The organism is Sphingobium sp. PAMC28499, assembly GCF_004795815.1.
GTDB lineage: Bacteria > Pseudomonadota > Alphaproteobacteria > Sphingomonadales > Sphingomonadaceae > Sphingobium > Sphingobium yanoikuyae.
This window is the reverse complement of the sequence record NZ_CP039248.1, coordinates 240,918-262,760: the sequence shown is the minus strand read 5'-3', so window position 1 is coordinate 262,760 and position 21,843 is coordinate 240,918. Positions and strand designations below refer to the sequence as shown.

Sequence of the window (21,843 nt, the reverse complement as noted above, 5' to 3'; positions counted from 1 at the left end):
GAAACCGTGCCGTTCTAGCCTCCCGGAAGAAAGGGGGCCATCATGGCGCTGCTTGGCTGGATCTTGAGCTTCATCTGCCTGTTCGCAGGCCTCGCGCTGCGGCAGGACATGCCGATCGGCGGATCGGTGGCGATCTCCAACATCCTCGTCGTCTTCGCCCTGCTCGCCTGCCCGATGGTATGGCGCGAACTGCCGCTGGGCGTCTCGCGCGGCCAGCGCATCGTTTCCGGCCTGGCGCTGGTCTTCGCCCTGCCGATCATCCTGTTCCCGACGCATTAAAGCGCCGGGCGCGCCAGCATCAGCCAGACGATCGCCAGAATCGCGCCAAAGGCGGGAAAGCCGAAGGCGAACCACCAGCGGAAAAGTCGATGATAGGCGGATGGTAGCGAATCACCGCCGGCGACGGCGGCTGCCGCCAGGTCGCGCATCCGCGCCTGCATCCACAGCACCGGCAGCCAGAAGGCGCCGATCAGCAGATAGAGCGCAACCGACAGCAGCAGCCAGGGCGTGTCGAGCGGCCAGCCGAGCCCGTGGGCCAGCGCCAGCCCGGTAATCGGCTGCACCACCACTGCGCTGGCGGTGAAGAGCATGTCGGCGATCACCACGATCCGTGCGACCGCCGCGATCACCCGCGCGTCGCCGGTGCGGTGTGCCATCAGCATGAAGAAGGCGATGCCCGCCCCGGTGCCGATCAGTACGCAGGCGCCCAGCACATGGGCCCAGCGCAGCGCCAGGATCAGGACATCGCTCATCGTTCCTCCAGCAGTATATGGGTGATCAGCGCGGCGATCATCACCACCAGTGCCTTGGCCAGCGGCGCCAGCGGATCGACCCACATGTCCGGCCGCACCCAGCTGTCCATGACCAGATAGGCGGCAGTCAGTCCAGCCATGCCCAGCACCGCGCGCTGCGCCCAACGCCGCACCAGGATTGCCGCGCCCAGCAGTAGGTCGGCGACGCTGCCGGCGATACTCAGCGCCATGGCGACTCCTGCGACCGGCGTCCCCTGCAATTCGCCGGCCACCGTGTCCAGCCGGGCGAGGCCGACCAGCCCCGACAGCAGGAACAGCAGCGACAGCGCCGCCACTAGGCACGGCATCAGCAGCATCAGCCGCGCCTGCGAGCGATCCTGCAGCCCCGATGGGTGGCGCGCCAATATCTGGTCCAGCGTCAGCAGCGGCCGGCCCAGCAGCGCCTCGCCGCCTTCCGGCGCGCCGGTCACGTCGCGCGCGATCATGGCCATGGCGGTGCTGCGCAGCGGCGATCGCCAGCCCAGATGGCCAAGCAGGTCGGCGACCGCGCTGACCGGCGTGGCGATCCGGCCGGGCAGGGCGATAACCGGAACGGGCGCAATCCCCAGCCAGCGGCGATGGGCGACGATAATGGCGTCCAGCGTCGATGCCTCACGCTCGACCAGGTCGATGTCGATTGCGCGCGGCGCGTCGGGCGCCAGGCAGCAGACCACCGCCTGCGCCACATCGTCCAGCGCGACGCTCTGGATGCGGCTGTCGCCATGGACGCTGAACAGCCGCAGCGGCATCGCCGCCAGCGCCCGGATCAGCAACGTGCCGCCATAGGCATTGCGGCCGATCACCAGACCGGGGCGCAGGATCGCCCAGTGCAGCGCGGACGCGCGCAGATGATCGTCGGCCACCGCCTTGGTCGACAGGAAGGGGCTGGCGTCCTTTGCCGTGGCGCCGGGCGCGGAAATTTGGATGAAGCGGGCAATGCCCTGCGCGGCGCAGGCGTCGATCAGCGCGGCGATGCTGGCGCCCTGGATCGCCTCCAGCCGTTCGCCGCCGCCGCTCTGCAACGCGCCGCTGGCATTGACCACGGCGTCGACGCCGTGCAGCGCCGTGGCCCAGTCGGCCGGCTGGGTCATGTGGTTGAGGTCGGCGAAATGCCAGGACAGGGCGGGGAAGAGGCGGCGGGCGGTCCGTTCGGACCGGCCCATGCCGATGACCTTATGCCCCGCCGCGATCAGCGCGCGCGCAATCCCGCTGCCGATGAAGCCATAGGCCCCAACCAGCAGGATGCGCATGCGCGTCTTAGTCGAACAGGCTGGAAACGGAGCTTTCGTCCGCGATGCGCTTGATCGCTTCACCCAGCAGCGGGGCGATCGGCAGGTGGCGGATGCGCTTGGCATCGTTCACCGCGTCGGTGCCCTGGATCGAGTCGGTGATGACCAGTTCCAGCAGTTCCGACGCCTCGACGCGGGCGACCGCACCGCCCGACAGCACGCCATGGCTGACATAGGCGACGACTTCCTCGGCGCCCTGCGCCTTCAGCGCGGCGGCGGCGTTGCACAGCGTGCCGGCCGAATCGACGATATCGTCGATCAGGATGCAGAAACGGCCCTTCACGTCGCCGATGATGTTCATCACTTCCGACTCGCCGGCGCGCTCGCGGCGCTTGTCGACGATGGCGAGCGGGGCGTTGTCGAGGCGCTTGGCGAGCGCACGGGCGCGCACCACGCCGCCGACGTCGGGCGACACGACCATGATATTCTTGTCGCCGAAGCGCGCCTGGATATCGGCCGACATCACCGGGGCGCCGAACAGATTGTCGGTCGGGATGTCGAAGAAGCCCTGGATCTGGCCGGCATGGAGATCGACCGAGAGGACGCGGTCGGCGCCCGCGGTGGTGATCAGGTTGGCGACCAGCTTGGCGCTGATCGGCGTACGCGGGCCGGGCTTACGGTCCTGGCGGGCATAGCCGAAATAGGGGACGACGGCAGTGATTCGCTTGGCCGACGCGCGCTTGAGCGCATCGATCATGATCAGCAATTCCATCAGATTGTCGTTGGTCGGATAGGCCGTCGACTGGATCACGAATACGTCTTCGCCGCGGACATTCTCATGAATTTCCACGAAAACTTCTTCGTCGGCAAAGCGACGGACGCTGGCCTCGGTCAGGGGGATTTCGATATAGTCGGCGATGGCGGCCGCGAGCGGCTTGTTCGAATTGCCGGTCATGAGTTTCATGGCGAAAATCCCCAGGCTAATTGGCGTGACGAATTGATGACGATGCGCGAAACGCGGCCCCTTTAGCGGCGCATGTCCCATGTGGAAAGGCGCTTTTGCGCCCTGCGACAAAATGGCCGGAGCATTTTCAGGATGACCGCGAAGCGGGCATTCGGTTCGAAAATGCGGCATCGGGGAATAGAGCGTTTTCGCAGCATGCGAAAATGCTCTAGGGGCCAAGGCATGACCGACAAACTCGTGATCGCGCTCGCCCAGATGACCCAGACGATGGGCGACCCGCGGGCCAATGCCGACGCCATGCTGGAATGGCGCGCACGCGCCAAGGGCGCGGACCTGATCGTCTATCCCGAACTGCAGCTGATCGGCTATCCGCCCGAGGATCTGGTGCTCAAGCCCGCGCTGCTCGACCAGGCCAATTATCATCTCGACCGGCTGGCGCAGGAAAGCGCCGATGGCGGCCCGGCGATGCTGGTCGGCACCGTCGTCGCCTCGCAGGGCGTGCTGTTCAATGTCGTCGCCCTGATCGAGAATGGCGCCGTCACCGCGATCCGCCAGAAGCGAGAACTGCCCAATTACGGCACGTTCGACGAAAAGCGCCTGTTCGCGCCCGGCCCGCTGCCCGCGCCGATCGATTTTCGCGGCGTGAAGATCGGCGTGCCGATCTGCGAGGATATCTGGTTCCCCTTCGTCACCGCCCATCTGCGGGCCGAGGGCGCGGAAATCCTCATCAGTCCTAATGGTAGCCCGTTCGAGGTAGACAAGGATGATCGCCGCCTGAACGTCGTCGCCGGCACCCGCGTGCGCGAAACCGGCCTGCCGCTCGTCTATCTCAACCGTGTCGGCGGTCAGGACGAACTGGTGTTCGACGGCGCCTCCTTCGTCATGAACGGCGACCTCTCCATCGCCCAGCAACTCCCCGACTGGGAGGAAAAGCTGGTGCTGACCCAGTGGGAGAAATGGGACGGCCAATGGGTCTGCCTGCCCGGCGAGCGTCATGAACTCGATCCGCGCCCGGCCGACATCTATAATGCGATGGTGCTGGGCCTGCGCGACTATGTGAACCGCAACCGCTTCCCCGGCGTCGTCCTCGGCCTGTCGGGTGGCATCGATTCCGCCTTGTCTGCCGCCGTCGCCGTCGATGCGCTGGGCGCCGACCGGGTCTGGTGCGTGATGATGCCCTCGCGCTTCACCAGCCAGGAAAGCCTAGATGACGCAGTCGAATGCGCCCGCCTGCTCGGCGTCCGCTACGACACCATCCCGATCGAACCGGCGGTTTCCGCCTTCGACACGATGCTGGCCCCGGTGTTCGAGGGCAAGGCGCGCGACCTCACCGAAGAGAATATCCAGTCGCGCATTCGCGGCCTCACCCTGATGGCGCTCTCCAACAAGTTCGGCCATATGCTGCTGACCACCGGCAACAAGAGCGAGATGTCGGTCGGCTATGCCACCATCTATGGCGACATGGCGGGCGGCTATTCGGTGCTGAAGGACGCGTACAAGACCACCGTGTTCGACCTCTGCCGCTGGCGCAACGCGCATATGCCCTCGCTCGGCGAAGGCTTCGGTCCGGCCGGCCCGGTGATGCCCGAACGCGTCATCACCAAGCCGCCCAGCGCCGAACTGCGCGACAATCAGAAGGATGAGGACAGCCTGCCGCCCTATGAGGTGCTGGACCCGATCCTCTATGGCCTGGTCGAGGAGGAATTGTCGGTGGCCCAGCTGGTCGAGCGCGGCTTCGACAAGGCGGTCGTCACCCGGATCGAGCATCTGCTCTACATCGCCGAATATAAGCGCCGCCAGTCGCCGCCCGGCGTGAAGCTGGGCATCCGCAATTTCGGCCGCGACCGTCGCTACCCGATCACCAACGCCTTCCGCAGCGTATAAGTAACATCCGTTCGCCCTGAGCGAAGTCGAAGGGCAGGCTGAGCATGGCGAAGCCCCTTCGTTCGGGGCGCACGGGTTTGGAAATAAAGATATGACCGTCATCACCCGCTTCGCCCCGTCGCCGACCGGCCATCTCCATGTCGGCAATATCCGCGCCGCGCTCCACAACTGGCTATGGGCGCGCAAGTCCGGCGGCCGTTTCCTGCTGCGCCTCGATGACACCGATCTGGAGCGCTCGCGCCCCGAATATGCGGACTCGATTCTGGCTGATCTGCGTTGGCTCGGCCTCGACTGGGACGGCGAGGAAAAACAGTCCGAACGCTTCGCCCTCTATGAGGCGCGGTTCGCGGCGCTCAAGGCCTCGGGCCATGTCTACCCAGCTTATGAAACCCAACAGGAACTGGAACTGCGCCGCAAGGTGCTGCTCGGCCGCGGCCTGCCGCCGGTCTATGATCGCGCCGCCCTGTCGCTGACCCCGGACCAGATCGCTGCCTATGAGGCCGAAGGGCGCACGCCGCACTGGCGCTTCAAGCTCGACCATGACCAGCCGATCGTCTGGACCGACCTGATCCGTGGCGAGCAGCGCTTCGACCCCAAATTGCTGTCCGACCCGGTGATCCGCCGCGCCGACGGCTCATGGCTCTACATGCTCCCCTCGGTGATCGACGATGTCGACATGGGCGTCACCCATGTGCTGCGCGGCGAGGATCATGTCTCCAACACCGCGACCCAGATCCAGATGTTCACCGCGCTCGGCGCCCCGCTGCCCCAGTTCGCGCATGAGGCGCTGCTGACCGGCAGCGAAGGCAAGCTGTCGAAGCGTCTCGGCTCGCTCGGCGTCGCCCATTTCCGCGAGATCGGGCTGGAGCCGGCCGCGATCGCGTCGCTGCTCGCCCGCCTCGGCAGTTCGCAGCCGATCGAGCCCTTCGCCGACCGTGCGCCGCTGATCGATACGTTCGACTTCGCCCATTTCGGCCGCGCCCCCGCCCGCTTCGACGAAGCCGAACTGGCCAGCCTCAACCAGAAGATCGTCCACGCCCTGCCTTATGAGGCGGTCGCCGACCGCCTGCCCGCCGGCATGGACGCCGCCGCCTGGGCCGCGATCCGCCCCAATCTGGAGACGGTGGCGGGCGCCGCCGACTGGTGGCAGATCGTCACCGGCCCGATCGACGGGCCGGAGGTAGCCGATGAAGACCGCGATTTCCTCGCCGCCGCCCATCGCATCCTGTCCGCCGTCCCCTTCGACGCCGACATCTGGCGCACGCTGACCGGCGCGCTCAAGGACGAAACCGGCCGCAAGGGCAAGACCCTGTTCCAACCCCTGCGCCGCGCCCTCACCGGCCTCGACCACGGCCCCGACATGGGCCAGTTCCTGCCGCTGATCGGCCGGGACGAGGCGTTGAAGAGGCTGGCAGTGGCCGGTTGATCGGGTTAGGCTGGCTGCACCGGACCATTCTGGAGGCCAGCCTGATGCGTTATGCTCTCGTCCTGTCGTCCGGCCTGCTGCTCATGGGAGCCGCAGCGCCGTCTGCTTCCTTTAATATCTTTCCCGAACAGGCGGTGATGAATGCCGCGGCTGTCGACCCCGATGGGGTGAAGGGGGTGTTCGAGCTGCCTGTTCGCGCCACTGGGCGCCAGGGCGGCTGGTTCTATCTTAATTCTCAGCAGGATTATCGCGATCCCCGCAACCTGACGATCGCCATTCCCGGCGCCATGGCTGATGCACTGGCACAGCGTTTCGGCGCGGAACTCGATCAATATCTGACGGGCAAGACCATCGCGGTCCGTGGCGAAGCGAAGCGGGTGAAAATTCATTTTCTGGCGGATGGCCGGCCGACCGAAAAATATTATTATCAAACCCATGTGCGGCTGACCGATCCCAGCCTGCTGACGGTGGAGGGTGAACCAGTCCGTTACTGACCGCTCAGGCGGCCATCATCTCCAGCGCCTTGCCGACGGCCAGAATCCCCTCCGGCGCGGCGGCGAAGCCCATATGGGTGCAATCGACCTCGATTGCGCGGTCGCGCTCGCCGGCGCGGCCTCGGGCGCATTCGGGCAGGATCACGCCGTCGCGCTGGGACCAGAGCGCCACGGTCGGCACCGGCGGCTTTTCCTCGCGGGTGCAGGGGAAGGGGGGCGTGTCGACCGGGAAGCCCGACACCAGTTGATAGAGGCGCCAGGCATGGTTGGCGCGCGGGTCGCCGGAAAAGGGCGTGCCCATCGTCACCACGCCGCCGACCTTGGATCGCGCGAACTTGGCATATTCGCGCGCATAAAGGCCGCCCAGGCTCCAGCCGACCAAAGTCACCGGCTTGCCGCTTGTCCGGCGGATCGCATCGACGCGGGCGTCGATCTTCTCCAGCGTGTCGGCGCGCGGTCCGAAATTGCGACCCATGTCCCAGCCATGCGCCTGATAGCCCGCCGCGTTGAGGATCGCGCGCAGCGGCTCCATGCGATGTTCCGACGCCATCAGGCCGGGCACCAGCAATATATGTCGCCCGTCGCCGCGAATCGCGCGGCTCAGTTGTTCGGCCTGGGCCCTGGTGCGGCTGATGTCGAACGGCACCGAGGCATTGCCCAGCAGATGCGACAGCGACGGGCGCGCGGACGCGCGCGGACCGCTGGCAAGGCGGCCCTTCCAGAAGCTGGCAATGGCATCGGCATAGGGTGGCACGAGAGACTCTGTCCTGAACCGGGCGGAAAATGTGACATTCTCGTGACAAACGCAGGGTGCGTCCATGGGTTTCATCGCAAGCGATGAACGGTATGTCTCAGGAAATGGAGCTCAGGGGGCGAGGGGGGATGTCTGGGCGACGCTGGCGCCCTCGGTCGTGCGCAACTGGCGCGGCTCCAATATCGCCGCTGTCTCGATCAGGTCGAGCGCCCGGCGCGCCTCCAGATAGCGGCGAGCATATTGCATCCAGCGATCGGCCGCAGCGCGATCGGGCATGCGCTCCACCTCGGCCAGCGCCGCGCCGACCCGGCTGGCGTCAATATAGCGCAGCGCCCGCTGCATCGCCATTTGCGGCCGGGGCGAGGGGGTGGAGGATTTGCGGATGATGATCAACTCGCGCGCCTCATGCTCGAAACTGTCCCACCAGCTGGCGTCGGCCGGTGGCGACGTGACGCGATCGGCGACATCGACCAGCCCGGCGCGCAGGTCGGCCAGCGTCACCGGCTCGCGCGCGGCATTGATGATGGTGGCGACGGCGCGGGGCTGGGCCTGGCCGAAGCGCAGCCGCAACTGCCCCTCGACATAGCCGAGCGGGGCGCCGGTATCGAGCGCGCGGCGGGCGGCAAAGGCGACCAGCAGCCCTTCGGCGCGCGCGGCATTGCCCGACGCGGCCTGCGCCTCGACAGTGATGCGGTTGAGCCGCTCCTCCAGCTGGATCACGCGGGCGTCGAGCATCTGCGCGGCATCCGCCGTCAGCGGACGGCCTGACGGGATGGCGTTGCTGCCCAGCAGCGGCGCGGGCAGGGCGGGCGTCGCCGCCTCATCCTGGCCCCAGCGCCGTTCGATCTGCGGCATCGCCCAGATGGTGACGCCGATGCCGATCAGAAACGCGAACAGCAGCAGCACGGGCGTCAGCCAGGATGTGCGTCGGCGCGCGGGCGGCGGCGTTTCCTGCTGAATTTCCACACTCTCCTGCTCGTTCATCAAGTCTCTCTCGTTTGCGACCGCGGTTTCATTCGCACAATCGACGGGCGAGGGCCAGTACCGCCGCATCATTGGGCGCATCGGCGGCCTGCGCGCTGCCCCATCCGCTGCCGCAGGCGGCGAGGGCGGCGGGACTTATCGCCACCACGTCGCTGGTTGTGCGCTGATTCTCCGGAACAATCTCCGCCAGCCGGGCGCCGGCCGCCGCAGAATGGACCAGCAGCACGCCGCCGCGCAGGTCCAGCGGATCGCAGGGCAGGGGCATCATCCGATAGACTGGGATGCGCGTCACCCGCAGCGGCCCCGCGTCCATCGGCGCCGCCGTCTCGCCCGACAGATGCAACACGGCCCGGTGCCCGTCGGCCGCGATCCGCGCGGCGATCGCGCTGGCATCGCCATCCCCCGCGACCGGATCGACAAATCCCGCCGCCCGCAGCGCCTCAGCCGTCGCCGCGCCCACGGCATAGGTCGGCAAGGCGCGATAGGCCTGCAGCACGGCCCCGCCGGATCGCGCCGTCTGCGCACTCGTCACCAGCAGGGCGTCGAAATCCCCGGCGGGTGGCGGCGTCCAGGCCAGCGCCTCGGCCGCGAACAGCGGACACAGCCGCACTGCCAGCCCCATGGCCATCGCCTTGTCCGCCGTCCTGCCGGCGCCGGGCGCGGGCCGCAGGATGATGAGCGGTCTCACCCCTCGAACAGGCTGCGCAGCGCTGGGCTTGCCCGCTCCAGCAGGCCCCGGCCGATCGCCTCGGCCGCGTGGAAATCGCCGCGCGCCAGCCTTGCCTCGTCCCGCACCGTCTCATCCCCATCCGGGCTGATGATCTCGGCGCGCAGGTGGACCTGTCCGCCCTCCAGCAGCGCGAGGGCGGCGATCGGCGAATGGCATGTGCCGCCCAGGCCCCGCAGCACCGCGCGCTCGGCCATCACGCAATCGAATGTGTCGCGATGGTTGATCGCCGCCAGCCAGCCCAGCATGGCGTCATTGTCGGCCAGCGTCTCGATGCCGACCGCGCCCTGCGACGGCGCCGGCAACATGGTGTCGATCTCGACCGTGGCGCCAATGTCCGCCTGGCCCAGCCGGTCGAGCCCGGCGGCGGCGAGCAAAGTCGCATGGGCCTCGCCCGCCTCCAGCTTGGCCAGCCGGGTGGCGACATTGCCGCGGAACAATATGATCTGCGCATCGGGGCGTAACCGCTTCACCTGCGCGGCACGGCGCGGCGAACTGGTGCCGACGATCGGCTGCGGCGGCAGCGCGGCAAAATTTTCCACGCCGACCAGCCGATCGCGCACATCGGCGCGCGGCAGCATCGCGGCAATGCGGATCGCATCGGGCCGGATCGTCTCGACATCCTTCATGCTGTGGACGGCGCAGTCGATCTCGCCCTCTGCCAGCGCCCGGTCCAGCTCCTTGGTCCACAGCGCTTTTCCGCCGATTTCCGCCAGCGCCCGGTCCTGGATCCGGTCGCCGCTGGTCTGGACGATGACGGTGGTGATGGCGTCCTGATCCCAGCCATGGGCGTCGCGCAGCGCCTGCGCGGTCATATGGGCCTGGGCTAGCGCAAGCGGCGATCCCCTGGTGCCAAGGCGCAACGGTCGTTCGGGTCTTTTCATAAGCGGCTTGCTCTAATGGCCACGGGCACTAGATGGAAGCGGCAATGACCATCATCCTCGGCCTGGAATCAAGCTGCGACGAAACCGCGGCGGCGCTGGTGACGGCCGACGGGCAGATATTGGCCCATCGCCTCGCCACGCAGGAAGACGCGCACCGCCCCTATGGCGGCGTCGTGCCCGAAATCGCGGCCCGCGCCCATGTCGAGGCTTTGGCCCCGCTGGTCGAAGCGGCACTGGCCGACGCAAAGATGACGCTGGCTGATGTCGATGTCATCGCCGCCACCGCCGGCCCCGGCCTGATCGGCGGCGTGATGGTCGGCCTCGTCACCGGCAAGGCGCTCGCTCATGCCAGCGGCAAGCCGCTGGTCGCGGTCAATCATCTGGAGGGGCATGCGCTCTCGCCGCGCCTCGCCGACCAGAATCTGCAATTCCCCTATCTGCTGCTGCTGGTGTCGGGCGGCCATTGCCAGTTGCTCAGGGTGGACGGCGTCGGCCAGTATCGCCGACTTGCCACCACGATCGACGATGCCGCGGGTGAAGCCTTCGACAAGACCGCCAAGCTGCTCGGCCTCGGCTTCCCCGGCGGTCCGGCGGTGGAAAAGGCGGCAGCCAAGGGCAATCCGCGCGCCGTGCCGCTGCCGCGCCCGCTGGTGGGCACCGACGAACCCCATTTTTCCTTCGCCGGCCTCAAGAGCGCGGTGATGCGCGCCGCGCAGTCGGGCCAATATGCGGTCGAGGATATCGCCGCGAGCTTCCAGCAGGCGGTGATCGACTGCCTGCTCGACCGCACCCGGCGTGCGCTCGCCGCGAGCGAAGGCGTGACCGCGCTGGTCGTGGCCGGCGGCGTCGCCGCCAATCAGTCGGTGCGTGGAGCATTGACCACGCTGGCGCAGGATCATGGCCTGCCCTTCGTCGCGCCGCCCTTGTGGCTCTGCACCGATAATGCGGCGATGATCGCCTGGGCCGGCGCGGAGCGCTATGCTGCGGGCATGACCGACGATCTCACCATCCCCGCCCGGCCGCGCTGGCCGCTCGATCCGACGGCGGAAAAGGCGCGTGGAGCAGGAGTGAAGGCATGAAGGCGGGAGTCATCGGAGCAGGCGCCTGGGGCACCGCGCTGGCGCAATTGCTGGCGGCCGACGGGCAGGATGTGCGCCTATGGGCGCTGGAAGCCGATGTGGTCGATGCGATCAACGGCGCCCATGAAAATCCGCTCTATCTGCCCGGCCTGCCGCTCTCGCCCTCGATCCGGGCGACCGGCGTTCTGGCGGACCTGGCTGATCGCGACCTGATTCTGGTGGTCAGCCCGGCCCAGCATCTGCGCAGCGTCGTGGCGCAGGCGCCGGCCGGCGTGCCGCTGGTTCTCTGTTCCAAGGGGATTGAGGCGGGCACCGGCCTGTTGATGTCGGAAGTAGCGGCACAGGCGCAGCCAAGCGCGCCGATCGCCGTCCTCTCCGGCCCGACCTTCGCCCATGAAGTGGCCAAGGGACTGCCGACTGCCGTCACCTTCGCCTGCGCCGACCAGGCGCTGGCCGAAAAGCTGGCGGCGCGCATCGCCCGGCCGACCTTCCGCCCCTATCTGTCCGATGATGTCGTCGGTGCGGAAATCGGCGGCGCGGTCAAGAATGTGCTCGCCATCGCCTGCGGCGTGTCGGAAGGGGCCGGCCTCGGCCTCAATGCGCGCGCCTCTCTCATCAGCCGGGGTTTTGCCGAAATGACCCGCTTCGGCCTGGCGCGTGGCGCCCGTGCCGAAACGCTGGGCGGCCTGTCGGGCCTGGGCGACCTCGTCCTCACCTGTTCCTCCACCAATTCGCGCAACTTCTCGCTCGGCAAGGGGCTGGGCGAGGGGCAGAGCGCAGCCGACCTCCTCTCCAACCGTCGCACCGTGGCCGAAGGCGCGCACACCGCGCCGGTGCTGCGCGATGCAGCCCGCGCGGCCGGCGTCGAAATGCCGGTGGTGGAAGCCGTCTGTGCCCTGCTTGCCGACGCCGCACCGCTGGCACAGGTCATCGACGCGCTGCTGGCGCGTCCGCTGCGGCCTGAATAAGCATCGCCGCGACACAATAGATCGCCTATAGACATGAGCATGACAATCGAGGGGGACCAGGGGCCTGTGACCGCGCAGGCGACCCCTGCCGAACAGAAGGATGATATCGCCGCCCTGGCCAAAGGCGGACGGACCAACGTCTTCGGCTTCCTGCTGCGCCTGGCTGCACGCCTGCCTTTCCTGTTCATCGCCGGCCGCTGGTATGGCGCCGACGCGCTGGGGCGCTTCGCCTATGCCGTGCTGGTGGTGGAATTCGTCGCCCAGATCGCGACGCTGGGTCTCAAGCGGGGCCTTGCCGGCGCGCTCGCCCAGACCGAACGGCCGCACAGCCATGTCGTGACCGACGCGATGGTGGTGACGCTGATCGCGTCGCTGCTGGGGGCCGGCCTGTTGATCGCCTTTCCCCAGGCGATGTTCCCCAATAGCGGCATCAACGGGCTCGACCGGTTGCTGGCGCTGATCGTCATCGCTGTTGCCACCTCCGACGTTGCGCTCGCCGCCTGCGCCTATCGCTTTGACATCGGCGCCACGGTCCGCGCGCGCTCGATCATTGAACCCTGGGCGATCAGCATCGGCGCCTTCGGTTTCGCTTATTATTCGCTGCGCGACGGCCTGATCCTCTCCTATGTCGTGTCGATGGTGGCGGCGATGATCGCCTCGATCATCCCGATGTGGCGCCATTATGGCCGGCCGCATGGCTGGCGCCCCGATGCCGGGCGGCTTTGGCGTCTGGCCCGCCGCAACCTGCCGCTCGCGGCCGCGGACGGCGTCGAATGGGGCTCGCGCCGGCTCGACATGGCGATCCTGGGCCTCTTCGTCAGCCCGGCGATCGTCGGCATCTATTATGTCGCGCAGCAGGTCGCCTCGCTGCCGCAGAAATTGAAGACCAGCTTCGATCCGATCCTTGGCCCGGTCATCACCCGCAACCTGGCCGAGGGCAATCTGGCGGCGATCGCGCGCCAGGTCAGTCAGGTCGGCTTCTGGATCATTGCCGCGCAGGCCGGTATCGCGCTGGCGCTCGGCATTCCCGGCGAGGCCGTCATGGGCCTGGTTGGTCCGCATTTCGTCGGCGGCACCGGCGCGCTCGCCTTCCTGCTGCTGGCCGAAGTGGTCGCCGCGACCGCCGTGGTCAGCGAATCCGCGCTCGTCTATATCGCCCGCCACCGCAACCTGATGATCTCGCTCAGCATGATCGCGCTCCAAGCCGCACTCAGCTTCGGCCTGATCCTGCTCGGCAAGCGGTTCGGCCTCACGCCGCAGGAACTGGCCGCCGCGCCCGCTCTGGGCCTGTGCATCGCGCTCGGCGCCGGCGCCTTCGTCAAGGCGCGGCTGCTCTCCAGCCTGCTCCACGCCCGCGTCAATGCCTGGCGCTGGCCCTTGCTCAGCGCCTCGGGCGTCGCCTGCATCGTTGGCGCGGCCTTCGTTGCCCTGCCGGCGCGTTTCGAATGGGTCGAACTGGCGGTCGGTGTCTGGGCGATCCTGGGCGCCTATGGCTTCGTCATCTGGCGCTGGGGCTTCGGCCCGGACGACCGCGCCCTGTTCCGCAAGCAAAAGAACCCGGCCTGATCCACCCCATAAAAAAGCCCGCCTCTCGATCGGAGAGGCGGGCTTTTCTGTCAGTGTCTGTCGCGATCAGGCGAACAGCTTGGCGCGGATCAGGTTCAGATCTTCCTCGGGACGCGCGCCCCAGTGCGAAATGACTTCGGCTGCCGCCGCCGCACCCAGCGCCAGGCAATCCTCGACGCTGCGCGCTTCCAGATGCGCGGCCAGATAGCCGGCGGCGAACAGGTCGCCCGCACCGGTGGTGTCGATGATCTGGCTGACGGGCGCAGCCGGCGCCTCGTGACGCACGCCATCGACGATGGCGACCGCGCCCTTTTCGCTGCGGGTCGACACCAGCACCGGCACCTTGTCGGCGAAGCGGGCCAGCGCTGCATCGAAATCATCGACCTGCGCCAGCGACTGGATCTCGCCCTCGTTCGAGAAGAGGATGTCGATCAGCCCCTGTTCGATCAGGTCGATGAAATCGGCGCGATGGCGGTCGATCACGAAATTGTCGGACAGGGTGAAGGCGACCTTGCGGCCGGCATTGCGGGCGGCGTCGATCGCGGCGCGCATCGCGGCGCGCGGCTGCTCGGGATCCCACAGATAGCCTTCCAGATACAGGATGCGGGCCGACTGGATCAGCTCCAGGTCCAGCGCCGCTTCGGGCAGGAACTGCGAGGCGCCCAGGAAGGTGTTCATGGTGCGCTGCGCGTCGGGCGTCACCAGGATCAGGCAGCGAGCGGTCGGGATGTCGCCCTGCATCACCGGCGTGTCGAACTTGATGCCCAGCGCGCGCACGTCATGGGCGAACACCGCGCCCAGCTGGTCGTCATTGACCTGGCCGATGAAGCCGCACTTGGCGCCCAGCGCGGCGAGGCCGGCCAGCGTGTTGGCGGCCGAACCGCCGCTGATTTCCTTGGCCTGGGGCATGTCGGCATAAAGGGTCTCGGCCATTTCGGCGTCGATCAGCTGCATGCCGCCCTTGGTCAGCGCATGCTGCGCCAGGAAGGCGTCGTCGCTGCGGGCCAGAACGTCGACAATGGCATTGCCGATCGCGACAACGTCAAGCGTGGGGGAAGAAGTCACGCGGGCTCCTGTGAAAGATGATGGGAAAATAGCGGTAAATTGGGCCGTCTCTACCGGTCCGGGGGCGCTGGCGCAACGCTGCTGATTGACGGAGCCGCCGGGGCGCAGGATATCGGGCCATGATCATCACCGCGGCGCTGCGCGCCTTCCCCCTGATCTTCCACGCCGCGGCCCGCCGGCTGCTGGTCAAGACGCTGGCGCTGACCCTGTTGCTCTTCGTCCTGCTGGGTGTCGGCCTATGGGGGGCCTTTCACGCCACGCGCCTGCATTTCGGCTGGGGCGAGGGGGATGGCTGGGGCGGCATGGCGGAGGCGGCAGCGACCGGCCTTGCCATGATCGCGGCCAGTTGGCTGCTGTTCCGCACCATCGCCATGCTGGTCATGGGCCTGTTCGCCGACGATGTGATCGAGGCGGTGGAGCGCGATACTTATCCACAGGCTGTGGGCCGGCCGGTCGGCTTCACCCGCAGCCTCCATTATGCGCTGCGATCGGTCGGCCGCACGCTCGGCTGGAACCTGCTGGCGCTCCCCGGCTATGTGCTGCTGCTGGTCACGGGGTTCGGCACGATCGGGCTGTTCCTGGCGGTGAACGCCTATCTGCTCGGCCGCGACCTTGCCGACATGGTCGAGCCGCGCCACCCCGGCCTGCCGCCGATCGGCCGTGGCAACCGGTGGCTCATGGGCCTCGTTTCGGCGCTTCTCTTCCTCATTCCCCTGGTCAACCTGCTTGCGCCGATCTGGAGCGCGGCTATGGCGGTCCACATGTTGCTAGGGTCCAAGAGGAAGCCGGTCTGATGTCGCCCCGTTTCGCGCTCGCCGCGCTCCTGTCGCTGCCGCTCGCGGCCTGTGGCGGCGTCGTCCCGCCCGCCACCAGCTACACCCCGCCGCCCGCCGGTCCGCCGGCCAGCGCCTTCACCAAGACCGGGCCGCTGATGGGCATGGACGCCAAGCGCCTGACCCAGATGTTCGGCACGCCGCGCCTCGACATTCGCGAAACGACCGTGCGCAAGCTGCAATTCGCCAATGGTCGCTGCGTGCTCGACGCCTATCTCTATTCGCCCGGCAAGGGGAAGGAGCCGGTGGTGACCCATGTCGATGCCCGCACGCCCGCCGGCACAAACGTCGACCACGCTTCCTGCGCCGCTACGCTCCAGCAGCGCTGAGCAATTGGCCTAGCGCCCATTCGGCCGCTTCCGCCACCACCGGATCGGGATCGGAGGTCAGCGGCCGCAGCCGGTCGACCAGCCCCAGGTCGCCGCTATTGCCCGCCGCGATCGCCGCATTGCGCACCATCCGGTCGCGCCCGATCCGCTTGATCGGCGACCCGGAAAAAATTTCGCGAAAACCCGCATCGTCCAGGTCGAGCAGGTCGCCCAGCGCCGGCGCGGCCAGCTCCGCCCGGCCGATGAAGGCGCGGTTGGCCGCTGCCCCCTGCGCAAACTTGTTCCAGGGGCAGGCCGCCAGGCAATCGTCGCAGCCATAGATACGGTTGCCCATCCGTGCCCGGAACTCTTCCGGGATCGGTCCCTTATGCTCGATCGTCAGGTATGAGATGCAGCGCCGCGCATCGACAATATAGGGCGCGGGAAAGGCATCGGTCGGGCAGGATGACAGACAGGCCGTGCAACTGCCGCAATGGTCCACTTCCGGCGCATCAGGCTCCAGCGCGATCTCGGTATAGATGGCGCCCAGGAACAGCCAGCTGCCATGCTGACGGCTCACCAGATTGCTGTGCTTGCCCTGCCAGCCCAGCCCCGCGCCCTGCGCCAGCGGCTTTTCCATCACGGGTGCGGTATCGACGAACACTTTCAGCGCGGTCGGCTGCTGATCAACCAGCCAGCGGGCCAACGCCTTCAGCGCCTTCTTCACCACATCATGATAGTCGCGACCCTGCGCATAGACCGAAATGCGGCCCCGATCGCCGACCTCGGCCAGCGCCAGCGGATCGCGGCCGGGGGCATAGCTCATCCCCAGCATGATGACGCTCTGCGCCTGCGGCCACAGGCCTGTGGGCGATCCGCGCTGCTCGGCCCGCTCCTCCATCCACAGCATGTCGCCATGATGGCCGGCCTCCAGCCATTGGCGCAGCCGCTCGGCCGTGCGCGGCGCGGCGTCGGCGCGCGCGATCGCGCAGGCGGCAAAGCCCAGCTGCGCGGCCTGCGCTTTCAGGCGCTGCTCCAATGTTTCGTTTTGCACTGGCATGGTCCGGGATTATCAGGGGCGGATGATCGGTGACACTCCGGCTCCTGCCGCCCCCTATGCCGTCGAAGGCCATGCCCTTGTCAAGGCGTTCGGCGATTTTCGCGCGGTGGATGGCGTCGACATCGCCGTGCCCGCCGGCACCATCTATGGCATTTTGGGGCCGAACGGCGCGGGCAAGACGACCTTGCTGCGCACCCTGCTCGGCATCATCGACCCTGACGAGGGCCACCGCACCCTGCTGGGCGATGGCGCGCCGCTGCGCATGGCCAAGCAGGTCGGCTATCTGCCCGAGGAGCGCGGCCTCTACCCGTCGATGAAGGCCTATGAGGCGATCGCCTTCATGGGGGCGCTACGCGGCCTGCCGCTCCATGTCGGGCGCGAACGGGCGCGCGCCATGCTCCAGGACTATGGCATGGGTGCCTCGGTCGAAAAGCCGATCCGCCAGCTCTCCAAGGGCATGGCCCAGACGGTGCAGCTATTCGGCACCATCGTCCATGAACCGCGCCTCATCGTCCTTGACGAACCCTTTTCCGGCCTCGACGCGATGAATCAGGAAAAGCTGGAGGCGCTGATCCGCGATCAGGCGCGCAAGGGCGTCACCATCCTCTTTTCCACCCATGTCATCGCCCATGCCGAACGATTGTGCGAACGCATCGCCATCGTCGCGGGCGGCCGCATTCGGTTTGAAGGATCGGTCAGCGACGCGCGCGACCGTCTGCCGCCCCAGGTGACATTGCGCACGCGGCTGAGTGACGGCGCCTGGCGCCGCGCCTTGCCGACCGATACGCTGGCGCAGGATGGCGCCTGGCATTTCGCGCTGCCCGATGATGGCATCGAACCGCTGCTGCGCGCCCTGCTCGATGGTCAGGCGGGCATCGAAAGCCTGTCGATCGAACGGCCGGGCCTGCATGATGCCTTCGTCGCGATCGCGGGGGAGGCTGCTGCGCGCCAGATGCGCGATGACGCCACGCAGGAGGCCGAGGCATGAAGGAATTGCTGCGCGCCGCCAGCGTGATCGCCCGGCGGGATTTCACCGCCGTCGTTCTGTCACGCACCTTCATCCTGTTCCTGATCGGGCCGCTGGTGCCGATCGTCATCGGCATGGTCTTTGCCGGTTTCACCCAGAAGATTTCCAGCACCGACCTGCGTCCGGTCGTGGGCATTGCCATGGCGCCGGCCGATGTCGGCGCGCTCGAACGGGCGCACAAGCGCCTGACCGAACGCATGGGGCCACAGGCGCTGCCGCGGCTTCACGCCGTGGCACTTGGCACCCCGCCGCGCACCCAGCTGGCCCGGCCCGATTCCGACGTCGTCGCCATCCTGTCGGGCACGGTCTCCCGCCCGGTCCTGACCGGCAAGCCAGAGGATCTGGACCGGCTACAGGGCGATCTCAGCCTGATTGCCAGCGCGGCGCAGGCCGAAAAGGTGCTGCACATGGTCAAGGTCGAGCGGCAGGAAGTGGCGACCAGTCTCGGTGCCCAGTCGCAGGCCCGTTTGCTGATCGGTCGCACCGGCCAGATCGTCATCTTCTTCCTCACCATCTTGCTGGCGGGCATGATCCTGTCCAATCTGGTCGAGGAAAAGACGAACAAGATCATCGAGATATTGGCTGCCGCCGTGCCGGTGGACGCGATCTTCCTCGGCAAGCTTATCGCCATGCTGGGGATGAGCTTCGTCGGCATCGCCTTCTGGGGCGCCACCGCCTTCACCATCTTCATGGCGTTGAAGGCGCCCGGCACGGTCCTGCCCGATCCGGCGGTGGGCTGGCCCGCCTTCATCGCACTCGGCATCATCTATTTCGCCATGGCCTATACTTTGCTCGGCTCGCTGTTCCTGGGGATCGGCGCGCAGGCGGCGACCGTGCGCGAGGTGCAGACGCTCAACATGCCGATCACCATGGGGCAGATGATGATCTTCTTCTTCGTCTCCTACACGGTCGACCATATGGGATCGCCGCTGGAAGTGGCGTCGGTGGTCTTTCCCTTCTCCTCGCCCTTCGCGATGATCGCGCGGGCGGCGCAGGATGGGGCGCTCTGGCCGCATCTGGTGGCGATCCTGTGGCAGGGCGTCTGGGTGGCGCTCATCATCCGCATCGGCGTACTGCTGTTCCGCCGCCATGTGCTCAAATCCGGCGGCCGCTGGTGGAAGCAGTTGTTCAGGAGCTCGACAGGCTGAACAGGCTAGGGAGGGATAATGAACCGGCGGCATTTTCTCTATGGCGTCGCAACCGGCGCCTCTGCACTGGCCCTGTGGCAATTCCGCCCCGACGCGGCGGAGGCCGCCTATCCCTATCGCCTGACCGACGCGCAATGGCGCAGCAGGCTCAGCCCCTGGGCCTATAAGGTGCTGCGCCAGGGCGCGACCGAATTTCCCGACAGCAGCCCGCTCAACCGGGAACATCGCGCCGGCACCTTCACCTGCGCCGGCTGCGCGCAGAATCTGTTCAGTTCCAAGACCAAGTTCGACAGTGGCACCGGCTGGCCCAGCTTCTATGCGCCCTTGCCCCGCGCCATCGGCACCTCGCGCGACTTCAGCCTGGGCGTGCCCCGGACCGAGGTGCATTGCGCCCGATGCGGCGGCCATCTCGGCCATGTGTTCGACGATGGACCCAAGCCTACGGGCCTGCGCTACTGCATGAACGGCGTGGCGCTGGCCTTCAGTCCCGCCTGACCTTGTAGATGCGCAACGGCCCCTTGGTGGGCAGCGGCTGCAGCCAGTCGGGTATCCTGCCCCGCGACAATTGCGCTGCCAGGCTCTGGGGATGCTCCTTGGCATAGAGCGCATATTCGGTCAGGCTCGCGCAGGTCACGACATAGTCGGCGCCACGCCCACCATTGACCGACTGGATCACCGCGCGCGCCTTTTCCGGCGTCGCCATGAATCCTTCGATCACGGCGGTAATGCCGGCGGCATTGCGGTGATGGGCGGTGCCGATCACGCGGTGCGGCGTCTGCACCAATATGTCGGGGCCAAGGTCCAGCGGTGCGAACAGGGTGGATGGGGGCAGGGCGTGCAGCGGCGCCAGCGTGGCGGCAGCCCGGCAATTGACGGCGCTGGTCTTGGCCGACGGAGCTTCGGGGATCAGGGCAATCCACAATGCGCTGATCCCGGCGGGGGTCAGCAGGATCAGCGCCACCGATCCCAGGACGCGCATCAGCGCCTGCGATGATGCCTGTACCTTGCGGAACAGGGCAATCAGCAGCCAGGCGACACCGGGCAGGGCATAGACATGGGCGACCGACACAGCGCGCATCACCAGGATGGATACTGCTATCGCCCCCAGCAGCAGCAGCGCCAACGCCAGCCAGTATGCGCGTGCATCGCGATTCGCGGCCTGCCTTGCGGCGGCCCATGCACCGGCCAGCCCGACCAATGCGGGCAGCAGGATGACGCCGCGCAGTGACAGGCTCTGGTCCCAGATCGGCCGGCCCTCCATCACCTGTAGATACCAATATTTATAGGCCAGCGGTCCGAGCGCCTGGAACGGATCGCCCGACAGGCAGGGACCACCGATCGCCAGCAGGATCGCAATGGCGGCCCCGCCGCCGATCGCGGCGATCAGGAAGCGCCGGGTCATGCTGGCCGTGCCGATCAGCGCGCCGGCCAGCGGCACCAGCACCGCCATTGCCACCAGCGGCCAGACATAGGCGGCCGAAAGGGCGTCGCACTGGCTATGCAGCAAGGCCGCCTGTCCGCGCAGCAAGGCCAGCAGCGCAAGCGCTGCCCCGCCCAGCGTCGCCGCAAAGGCCAAGAAGCGCGACGCTTCCCGGCCGTCGAGCCATTGGCGCAGCGCAAACAGTCCTGCGAACAGCGCGACATAGGGCAGGGCTTCACTCGAAATCTGCAACCAGACCGCCAGCGCCAGCGCGCTCGACGCCCCGCCGCGCACGCGCCGATCATCCAGTGCGCCGGCCAGCGCGATCGTCGCCATCCAGATCTGCCAGCCATGATGGTCGATCCGCAGCGGCGTGAACTGCACCAGGATCGACGGTGTCGTCAGCAGCAGGGCCACGGTCACCAGCGCCAGAACAGGATCGCCAAGCCGCCGGGCCGCCAAATGCACGGCGCCGGCCAACCCGCCCAGCAACAGCAGCGGCACGGTGATGCAGGCGACCATCTCAGCAGCGGAAGGCCCCAATAGCGGCCGCGCCAGCAGGATCAGCCCTGCCACCGGCATGTCGACGATGCGCGACCAGTGCATCGGTCCGCCCAGCGGCGGGTTTACCCGATGCTGGCTGACGTCCCAGAAGCCCTGTCCGCCGATCCAGTCACGCACCTGCACCAGCCGCATCGCATCGTCGGGATCGCGAAAGCCGAGCGCTGCGAAATCGCCATGGAACAGCCACAGCATGACCGCGCTGCACGCCAGCCAGGCGAGCAGGATCAGCCAGCGGCCATGACGCTCAACTGCGCGCGAAAATGCCATATTTGCGGATCGCATAGACGCTCAGGAAACTGGCGGGCACCGATATCAGCTTGGCGATCGCCGGGGCAATGCCGACCGCGCTCAGCCCGCCGACCAGAACCATGGTGATCCCCATCCCGACCAGCGCACTGGCCACGAAGCCGAACCGCTGGGCATGACTGGGGCCGGCGCCCGTATCGAACACGAAGCGGATGCTGATCACCCAATGCACGACCAGGCCGATCGCATAGCCGCCAAAGGCGGCCAGCATCGGCGTTGTACCGGCCCGGCTCAGCATCAGGAAGGTCGCCATGTCGCTCGACAGCGCGCAGATGCTGGCCAGCAGATAGCGGGCGAACATGAAGCGCGTGGCGATGGCGCCCAGCCGGGCGGTCAGGGCGCGCAACGGTTCGCCCATCGGC

Annotated in this window: 23 protein-coding genes; 12 read left to right on the top strand and 11 right to left on the bottom strand. The window is 67.5% G+C overall.

Annotated elements, in window-relative coordinates; genetic code table 11:
• The first annotated feature begins 42 nt into the window (after positions 1-42).
• Positions 43-279 (top strand): hypothetical protein, encoded by a 237-nt coding sequence (locus E5554_RS01325; RefSeq protein ID WP_136185728.1) that lies wholly within the window; start codon positions 43-45, stop codon positions 277-279.
• On the opposite strand, the gene E5554_RS01320 is transcribed toward E5554_RS01325, so the two are convergent.
• From E5554_RS01320 to E5554_RS01310, 3 genes are read right to left on the bottom strand one after another with little or no spacing between them, the layout of a single operon-like run.
• The gene (locus tag E5554_RS01320; RefSeq protein ID WP_048938148.1) at positions 276-752 is read right to left on the bottom strand and encodes a DUF2269 domain-containing protein; all 477 of its coding nucleotides are present in this window, start codon (positions 750-752) and stop codon (positions 276-278) included. The genes E5554_RS01325 and E5554_RS01320 overlap by 4 nt on opposite strands.
• Entirely contained in the window at positions 749-2,041 is a 1,293-nt protein-coding gene (locus E5554_RS01315; RefSeq protein WP_168708659.1) for an SDR family oxidoreductase, read from the bottom strand. Before E5554_RS01315 ends, E5554_RS01320 begins: the two co-directional genes overlap by 4 nt.
• A 7-nt stretch (positions 2,042-2,048) precedes the next feature.
• Positions 2,049-2,984, bottom strand: coding sequence for a ribose-phosphate pyrophosphokinase (locus E5554_RS01310; RefSeq protein WP_010338670.1), 936 nt, complete (start codon positions 2,982-2,984; stop codon positions 2,049-2,051).
• Between the two features lie 222 nt (positions 2,985-3,206).
• Between E5554_RS01310 and E5554_RS01305 the strand changes: the two genes are divergently transcribed.
• The 3 genes from E5554_RS01305 (at position 3,207) to E5554_RS01295 (ending at position 6,788) form a co-directional block, all read left to right on the top strand.
• Positions 3,207-4,868, top strand: a complete 1,662-nt coding sequence (locus tag E5554_RS01305; RefSeq protein WP_136185726.1) for an NAD+ synthase — start codon at positions 3,207-3,209, stop codon at positions 4,866-4,868.
• A 91-nt stretch (positions 4,869-4,959) separates the two neighbouring features.
• Positions 4,960-6,294, top strand: coding sequence for a glutamate--tRNA ligase (gene gltX / locus E5554_RS01300; RefSeq protein WP_136185725.1), 1,335 nt, complete (start codon positions 4,960-4,962; stop codon positions 6,292-6,294).
• Positions 6,291-6,788: a hypothetical protein gene (locus E5554_RS01295; protein ID WP_247594344.1), complete on the top strand. Its 498-nt coding sequence runs from the start codon at positions 6,291-6,293 to the stop codon at positions 6,786-6,788. Before gltX ends, E5554_RS01295 begins: the two co-directional genes overlap by 4 nt.
• A 4-nt stretch (positions 6,789-6,792) precedes the next feature.
• On the opposite strand, the gene E5554_RS01290 is transcribed toward E5554_RS01295, so the two are convergent.
• The 4 genes from E5554_RS01290 to hemC all read right to left on the bottom strand — a co-directional run bounded on the left by E5554_RS01290 (position 6,793) and on the right by hemC (position 10,137).
• Positions 6,793-7,542 carry an alpha/beta fold hydrolase gene (locus E5554_RS01290; RefSeq protein ID WP_010338674.1) on the bottom strand — a complete coding sequence of 250 codons (750 nt, stop codon included), beginning with the start codon at positions 7,540-7,542 and terminating at the stop codon, positions 6,793-6,795.
• A 111-nt stretch (positions 7,543-7,653) separates the two neighbouring features.
• Entirely contained in the window at positions 7,654-8,526 is an 873-nt protein-coding gene (locus E5554_RS01285) for a hypothetical protein (RefSeq protein WP_136185724.1), read from the bottom strand.
• 28 nt (positions 8,527-8,554) lie between these two features.
• Positions 8,555-9,214, bottom strand: a complete 660-nt coding sequence (locus E5554_RS01280; RefSeq protein ID WP_136185723.1) for a uroporphyrinogen-III synthase — start codon at positions 9,212-9,214, stop codon at positions 8,555-8,557.
• Complete coding sequence (gene hemC, locus E5554_RS01275; RefSeq protein ID WP_136185722.1) at positions 9,211-10,137, bottom strand: hydroxymethylbilane synthase; 927 nt, start codon at positions 10,135-10,137, stop codon at positions 9,211-9,213. Before hemC ends, E5554_RS01280 begins: the two co-directional genes overlap by 4 nt.
• Before the next feature lie 44 nt (positions 10,138-10,181).
• Between hemC and tsaD the strand changes: the two genes are divergently transcribed.
• From tsaD to E5554_RS01260, 3 genes are read left to right on the top strand one after another with little or no spacing between them, the layout of a single operon-like run.
• Entirely contained in the window at positions 10,182-11,216 is a 1,035-nt protein-coding gene (gene tsaD / locus E5554_RS01270) for a tRNA (adenosine(37)-N6)-threonylcarbamoyltransferase complex transferase subunit TsaD (protein WP_136185721.1), read from the top strand.
• A complete protein-coding gene (locus tag E5554_RS01265) occupies positions 11,213-12,184 on the top strand; it encodes an NAD(P)H-dependent glycerol-3-phosphate dehydrogenase (RefSeq protein WP_136185720.1) in 972 nt (323 codons plus the stop codon). The genes tsaD and E5554_RS01265 overlap by 4 nt, the downstream gene beginning before the upstream one ends.
• A gap of 33 nt (positions 12,185-12,217) precedes the next feature.
• Entirely contained in the window at positions 12,218-13,750 is a 1,533-nt protein-coding gene (locus E5554_RS01260; protein ID WP_010338681.1) for a lipopolysaccharide biosynthesis protein, read from the top strand.
• Between the two features lie 66 nt (positions 13,751-13,816).
• On the opposite strand, the gene E5554_RS01255 is transcribed toward E5554_RS01260, so the two are convergent.
• Positions 13,817-14,815 carry an adenosine kinase gene (locus E5554_RS01255; protein WP_048938140.1) on the bottom strand — a complete coding sequence of 333 codons (999 nt, stop codon included), beginning with the start codon at positions 14,813-14,815 and terminating at the stop codon, positions 13,817-13,819.
• Positions 14,816-14,934: 119 nt separating this feature from the next.
• Between E5554_RS01255 and E5554_RS01250 the strand changes: the two genes are divergently transcribed.
• Both E5554_RS01250 and E5554_RS01245 read left to right on the top strand, forming a co-directional pair.
• Positions 14,935-15,609 carry an EI24 domain-containing protein gene (locus E5554_RS01250; protein ID WP_136185719.1) on the top strand — a complete coding sequence of 225 codons (675 nt, stop codon included), beginning with the start codon at positions 14,935-14,937 and terminating at the stop codon, positions 15,607-15,609.
• Positions 15,609-15,977, top strand: a complete 369-nt coding sequence (locus tag E5554_RS01245) for a hypothetical protein (protein WP_136185718.1) — start codon at positions 15,609-15,611, stop codon at positions 15,975-15,977. Before E5554_RS01250 ends, E5554_RS01245 begins: the two co-directional genes overlap by 1 nt.
• Here E5554_RS01245 and queG read toward each other — a convergent pair.
• On the bottom strand, positions 15,958-17,016 hold the full coding sequence (gene queG, locus E5554_RS01240) for a tRNA epoxyqueuosine(34) reductase QueG (RefSeq protein WP_136185717.1): 1,059 nt from the start codon (positions 17,014-17,016) through the stop codon (positions 15,958-15,960). The two genes, E5554_RS01245 and queG, sit on opposite strands and share 20 nt — an antisense overlap.
• A gap of 22 nt (positions 17,017-17,038) precedes the next feature.
• Here queG and E5554_RS01235 point away from each other — a divergent pair, with 22 nt between their 5' ends.
• From E5554_RS01235 to msrB, 3 genes are read left to right on the top strand one after another with little or no spacing between them, the layout of a single operon-like run.
• Positions 17,039-18,004, top strand: a complete 966-nt coding sequence (locus E5554_RS01235; RefSeq protein WP_136188211.1) for an ATP-binding cassette domain-containing protein — start codon at positions 17,039-17,041, stop codon at positions 18,002-18,004.
• Positions 18,001-19,191, top strand: a complete 1,191-nt coding sequence (locus E5554_RS01230) for an ABC transporter permease (RefSeq protein ID WP_136185716.1) — start codon at positions 18,001-18,003, stop codon at positions 19,189-19,191. The genes E5554_RS01235 and E5554_RS01230 overlap by 4 nt, the downstream gene beginning before the upstream one ends.
• Positions 19,192-19,209: 18 nt before the next feature.
• The gene (gene msrB, locus E5554_RS01225; protein ID WP_004208881.1) at positions 19,210-19,686 is read left to right on the top strand and encodes a peptide-methionine (R)-S-oxide reductase MsrB; all 477 of its coding nucleotides are present in this window, start codon (positions 19,210-19,212) and stop codon (positions 19,684-19,686) included.
• Here msrB and E5554_RS01220 read toward each other — a convergent pair.
• The gene (locus E5554_RS01220) at positions 19,673-21,442 is read right to left on the bottom strand and encodes a hypothetical protein (RefSeq protein ID WP_136185715.1); all 1,770 of its coding nucleotides are present in this window, start codon (positions 21,440-21,442) and stop codon (positions 19,673-19,675) included. The genes msrB and E5554_RS01220 overlap by 14 nt on opposite strands.
• On the bottom strand, positions 21,420-21,839 hold the full coding sequence (locus E5554_RS01215) for a GtrA family protein (RefSeq protein ID WP_136185714.1): 420 nt from the start codon (positions 21,837-21,839) through the stop codon (positions 21,420-21,422). The genes E5554_RS01220 and E5554_RS01215 overlap by 23 nt, the downstream gene beginning before the upstream one ends.
• Positions 21,840-21,843 lie beyond the last annotated feature (4 nt).

Coding starts and splice junctions, on each gene's coding strand:
- E5554_RS01285 (WP_136185724.1), bottom strand. CDS start 8,526: ATGAACGAGCAGGAGAGTGTGGAAATTCAGCAGGAAACGCCGCCGCCC.
- msrB (WP_004208881.1), top strand. CDS start 19,210: ATGAACCGGCGGCATTTTCTCTATGGCGTCGCAACCGGCGCCTCTGCA.
- E5554_RS01220 (WP_136185715.1), bottom strand. CDS start 21,442: ATGGCATTTTCGCGCGCAGTTGAGCGTCATGGCCGCTGGCTGATCCTG.
- hemC (WP_136185722.1), bottom strand. CDS start 10,137: ATGAAAAGACCCGAACGACCGTTGCGCCTTGGCACCAGGGGATCGCCG.
- E5554_RS01230 (WP_136185716.1), top strand. CDS start 18,001: ATGAAGGAATTGCTGCGCGCCGCCAGCGTGATCGCCCGGCGGGATTTC.
- E5554_RS01325 (WP_136185728.1), top strand. CDS start 43: ATGGCGCTGCTTGGCTGGATCTTGAGCTTCATCTGCCTGTTCGCAGGC.
- E5554_RS01310 (WP_010338670.1), bottom strand. CDS start 2,984: ATGAAACTCATGACCGGCAATTCGAACAAGCCGCTCGCGGCCGCCATC.
- E5554_RS01265 (WP_136185720.1), top strand. CDS start 11,213: ATGAAGGCGGGAGTCATCGGAGCAGGCGCCTGGGGCACCGCGCTGGCG.
- E5554_RS01305 (WP_136185726.1), top strand. CDS start 3,207: ATGACCGACAAACTCGTGATCGCGCTCGCCCAGATGACCCAGACGATG.
- E5554_RS01260 (WP_010338681.1), top strand. CDS start 12,218: ATGAGCATGACAATCGAGGGGGACCAGGGGCCTGTGACCGCGCAGGCG.
- E5554_RS01235 (WP_136188211.1), top strand. CDS start 17,039: ATGATCGGTGACACTCCGGCTCCTGCCGCCCCCTATGCCGTCGAAGGC.
- tsaD (WP_136185721.1), top strand. CDS start 10,182: ATGACCATCATCCTCGGCCTGGAATCAAGCTGCGACGAAACCGCGGCG.
- E5554_RS01215 (WP_136185714.1), bottom strand. CDS start 21,839: ATGGGCGAACCGTTGCGCGCCCTGACCGCCCGGCTGGGCGCCATCGCC.
- E5554_RS01320 (WP_048938148.1), bottom strand. CDS start 752: ATGAGCGATGTCCTGATCCTGGCGCTGCGCTGGGCCCATGTGCTGGGC.
- E5554_RS01250 (WP_136185719.1), top strand. CDS start 14,935: ATGATCATCACCGCGGCGCTGCGCGCCTTCCCCCTGATCTTCCACGCC.
- E5554_RS01315 (WP_168708659.1), bottom strand. CDS start 2,041: ATGCGCATCCTGCTGGTTGGGGCCTATGGCTTCATCGGCAGCGGGATT.
- E5554_RS01245 (WP_136185718.1), top strand. CDS start 15,609: ATGTCGCCCCGTTTCGCGCTCGCCGCGCTCCTGTCGCTGCCGCTCGCG.
- queG (WP_136185717.1), bottom strand. CDS start 17,016: ATGCCAGTGCAAAACGAAACATTGGAGCAGCGCCTGAAAGCGCAGGCC.
- gltX (WP_136185725.1), top strand. CDS start 4,960: ATGACCGTCATCACCCGCTTCGCCCCGTCGCCGACCGGCCATCTCCAT.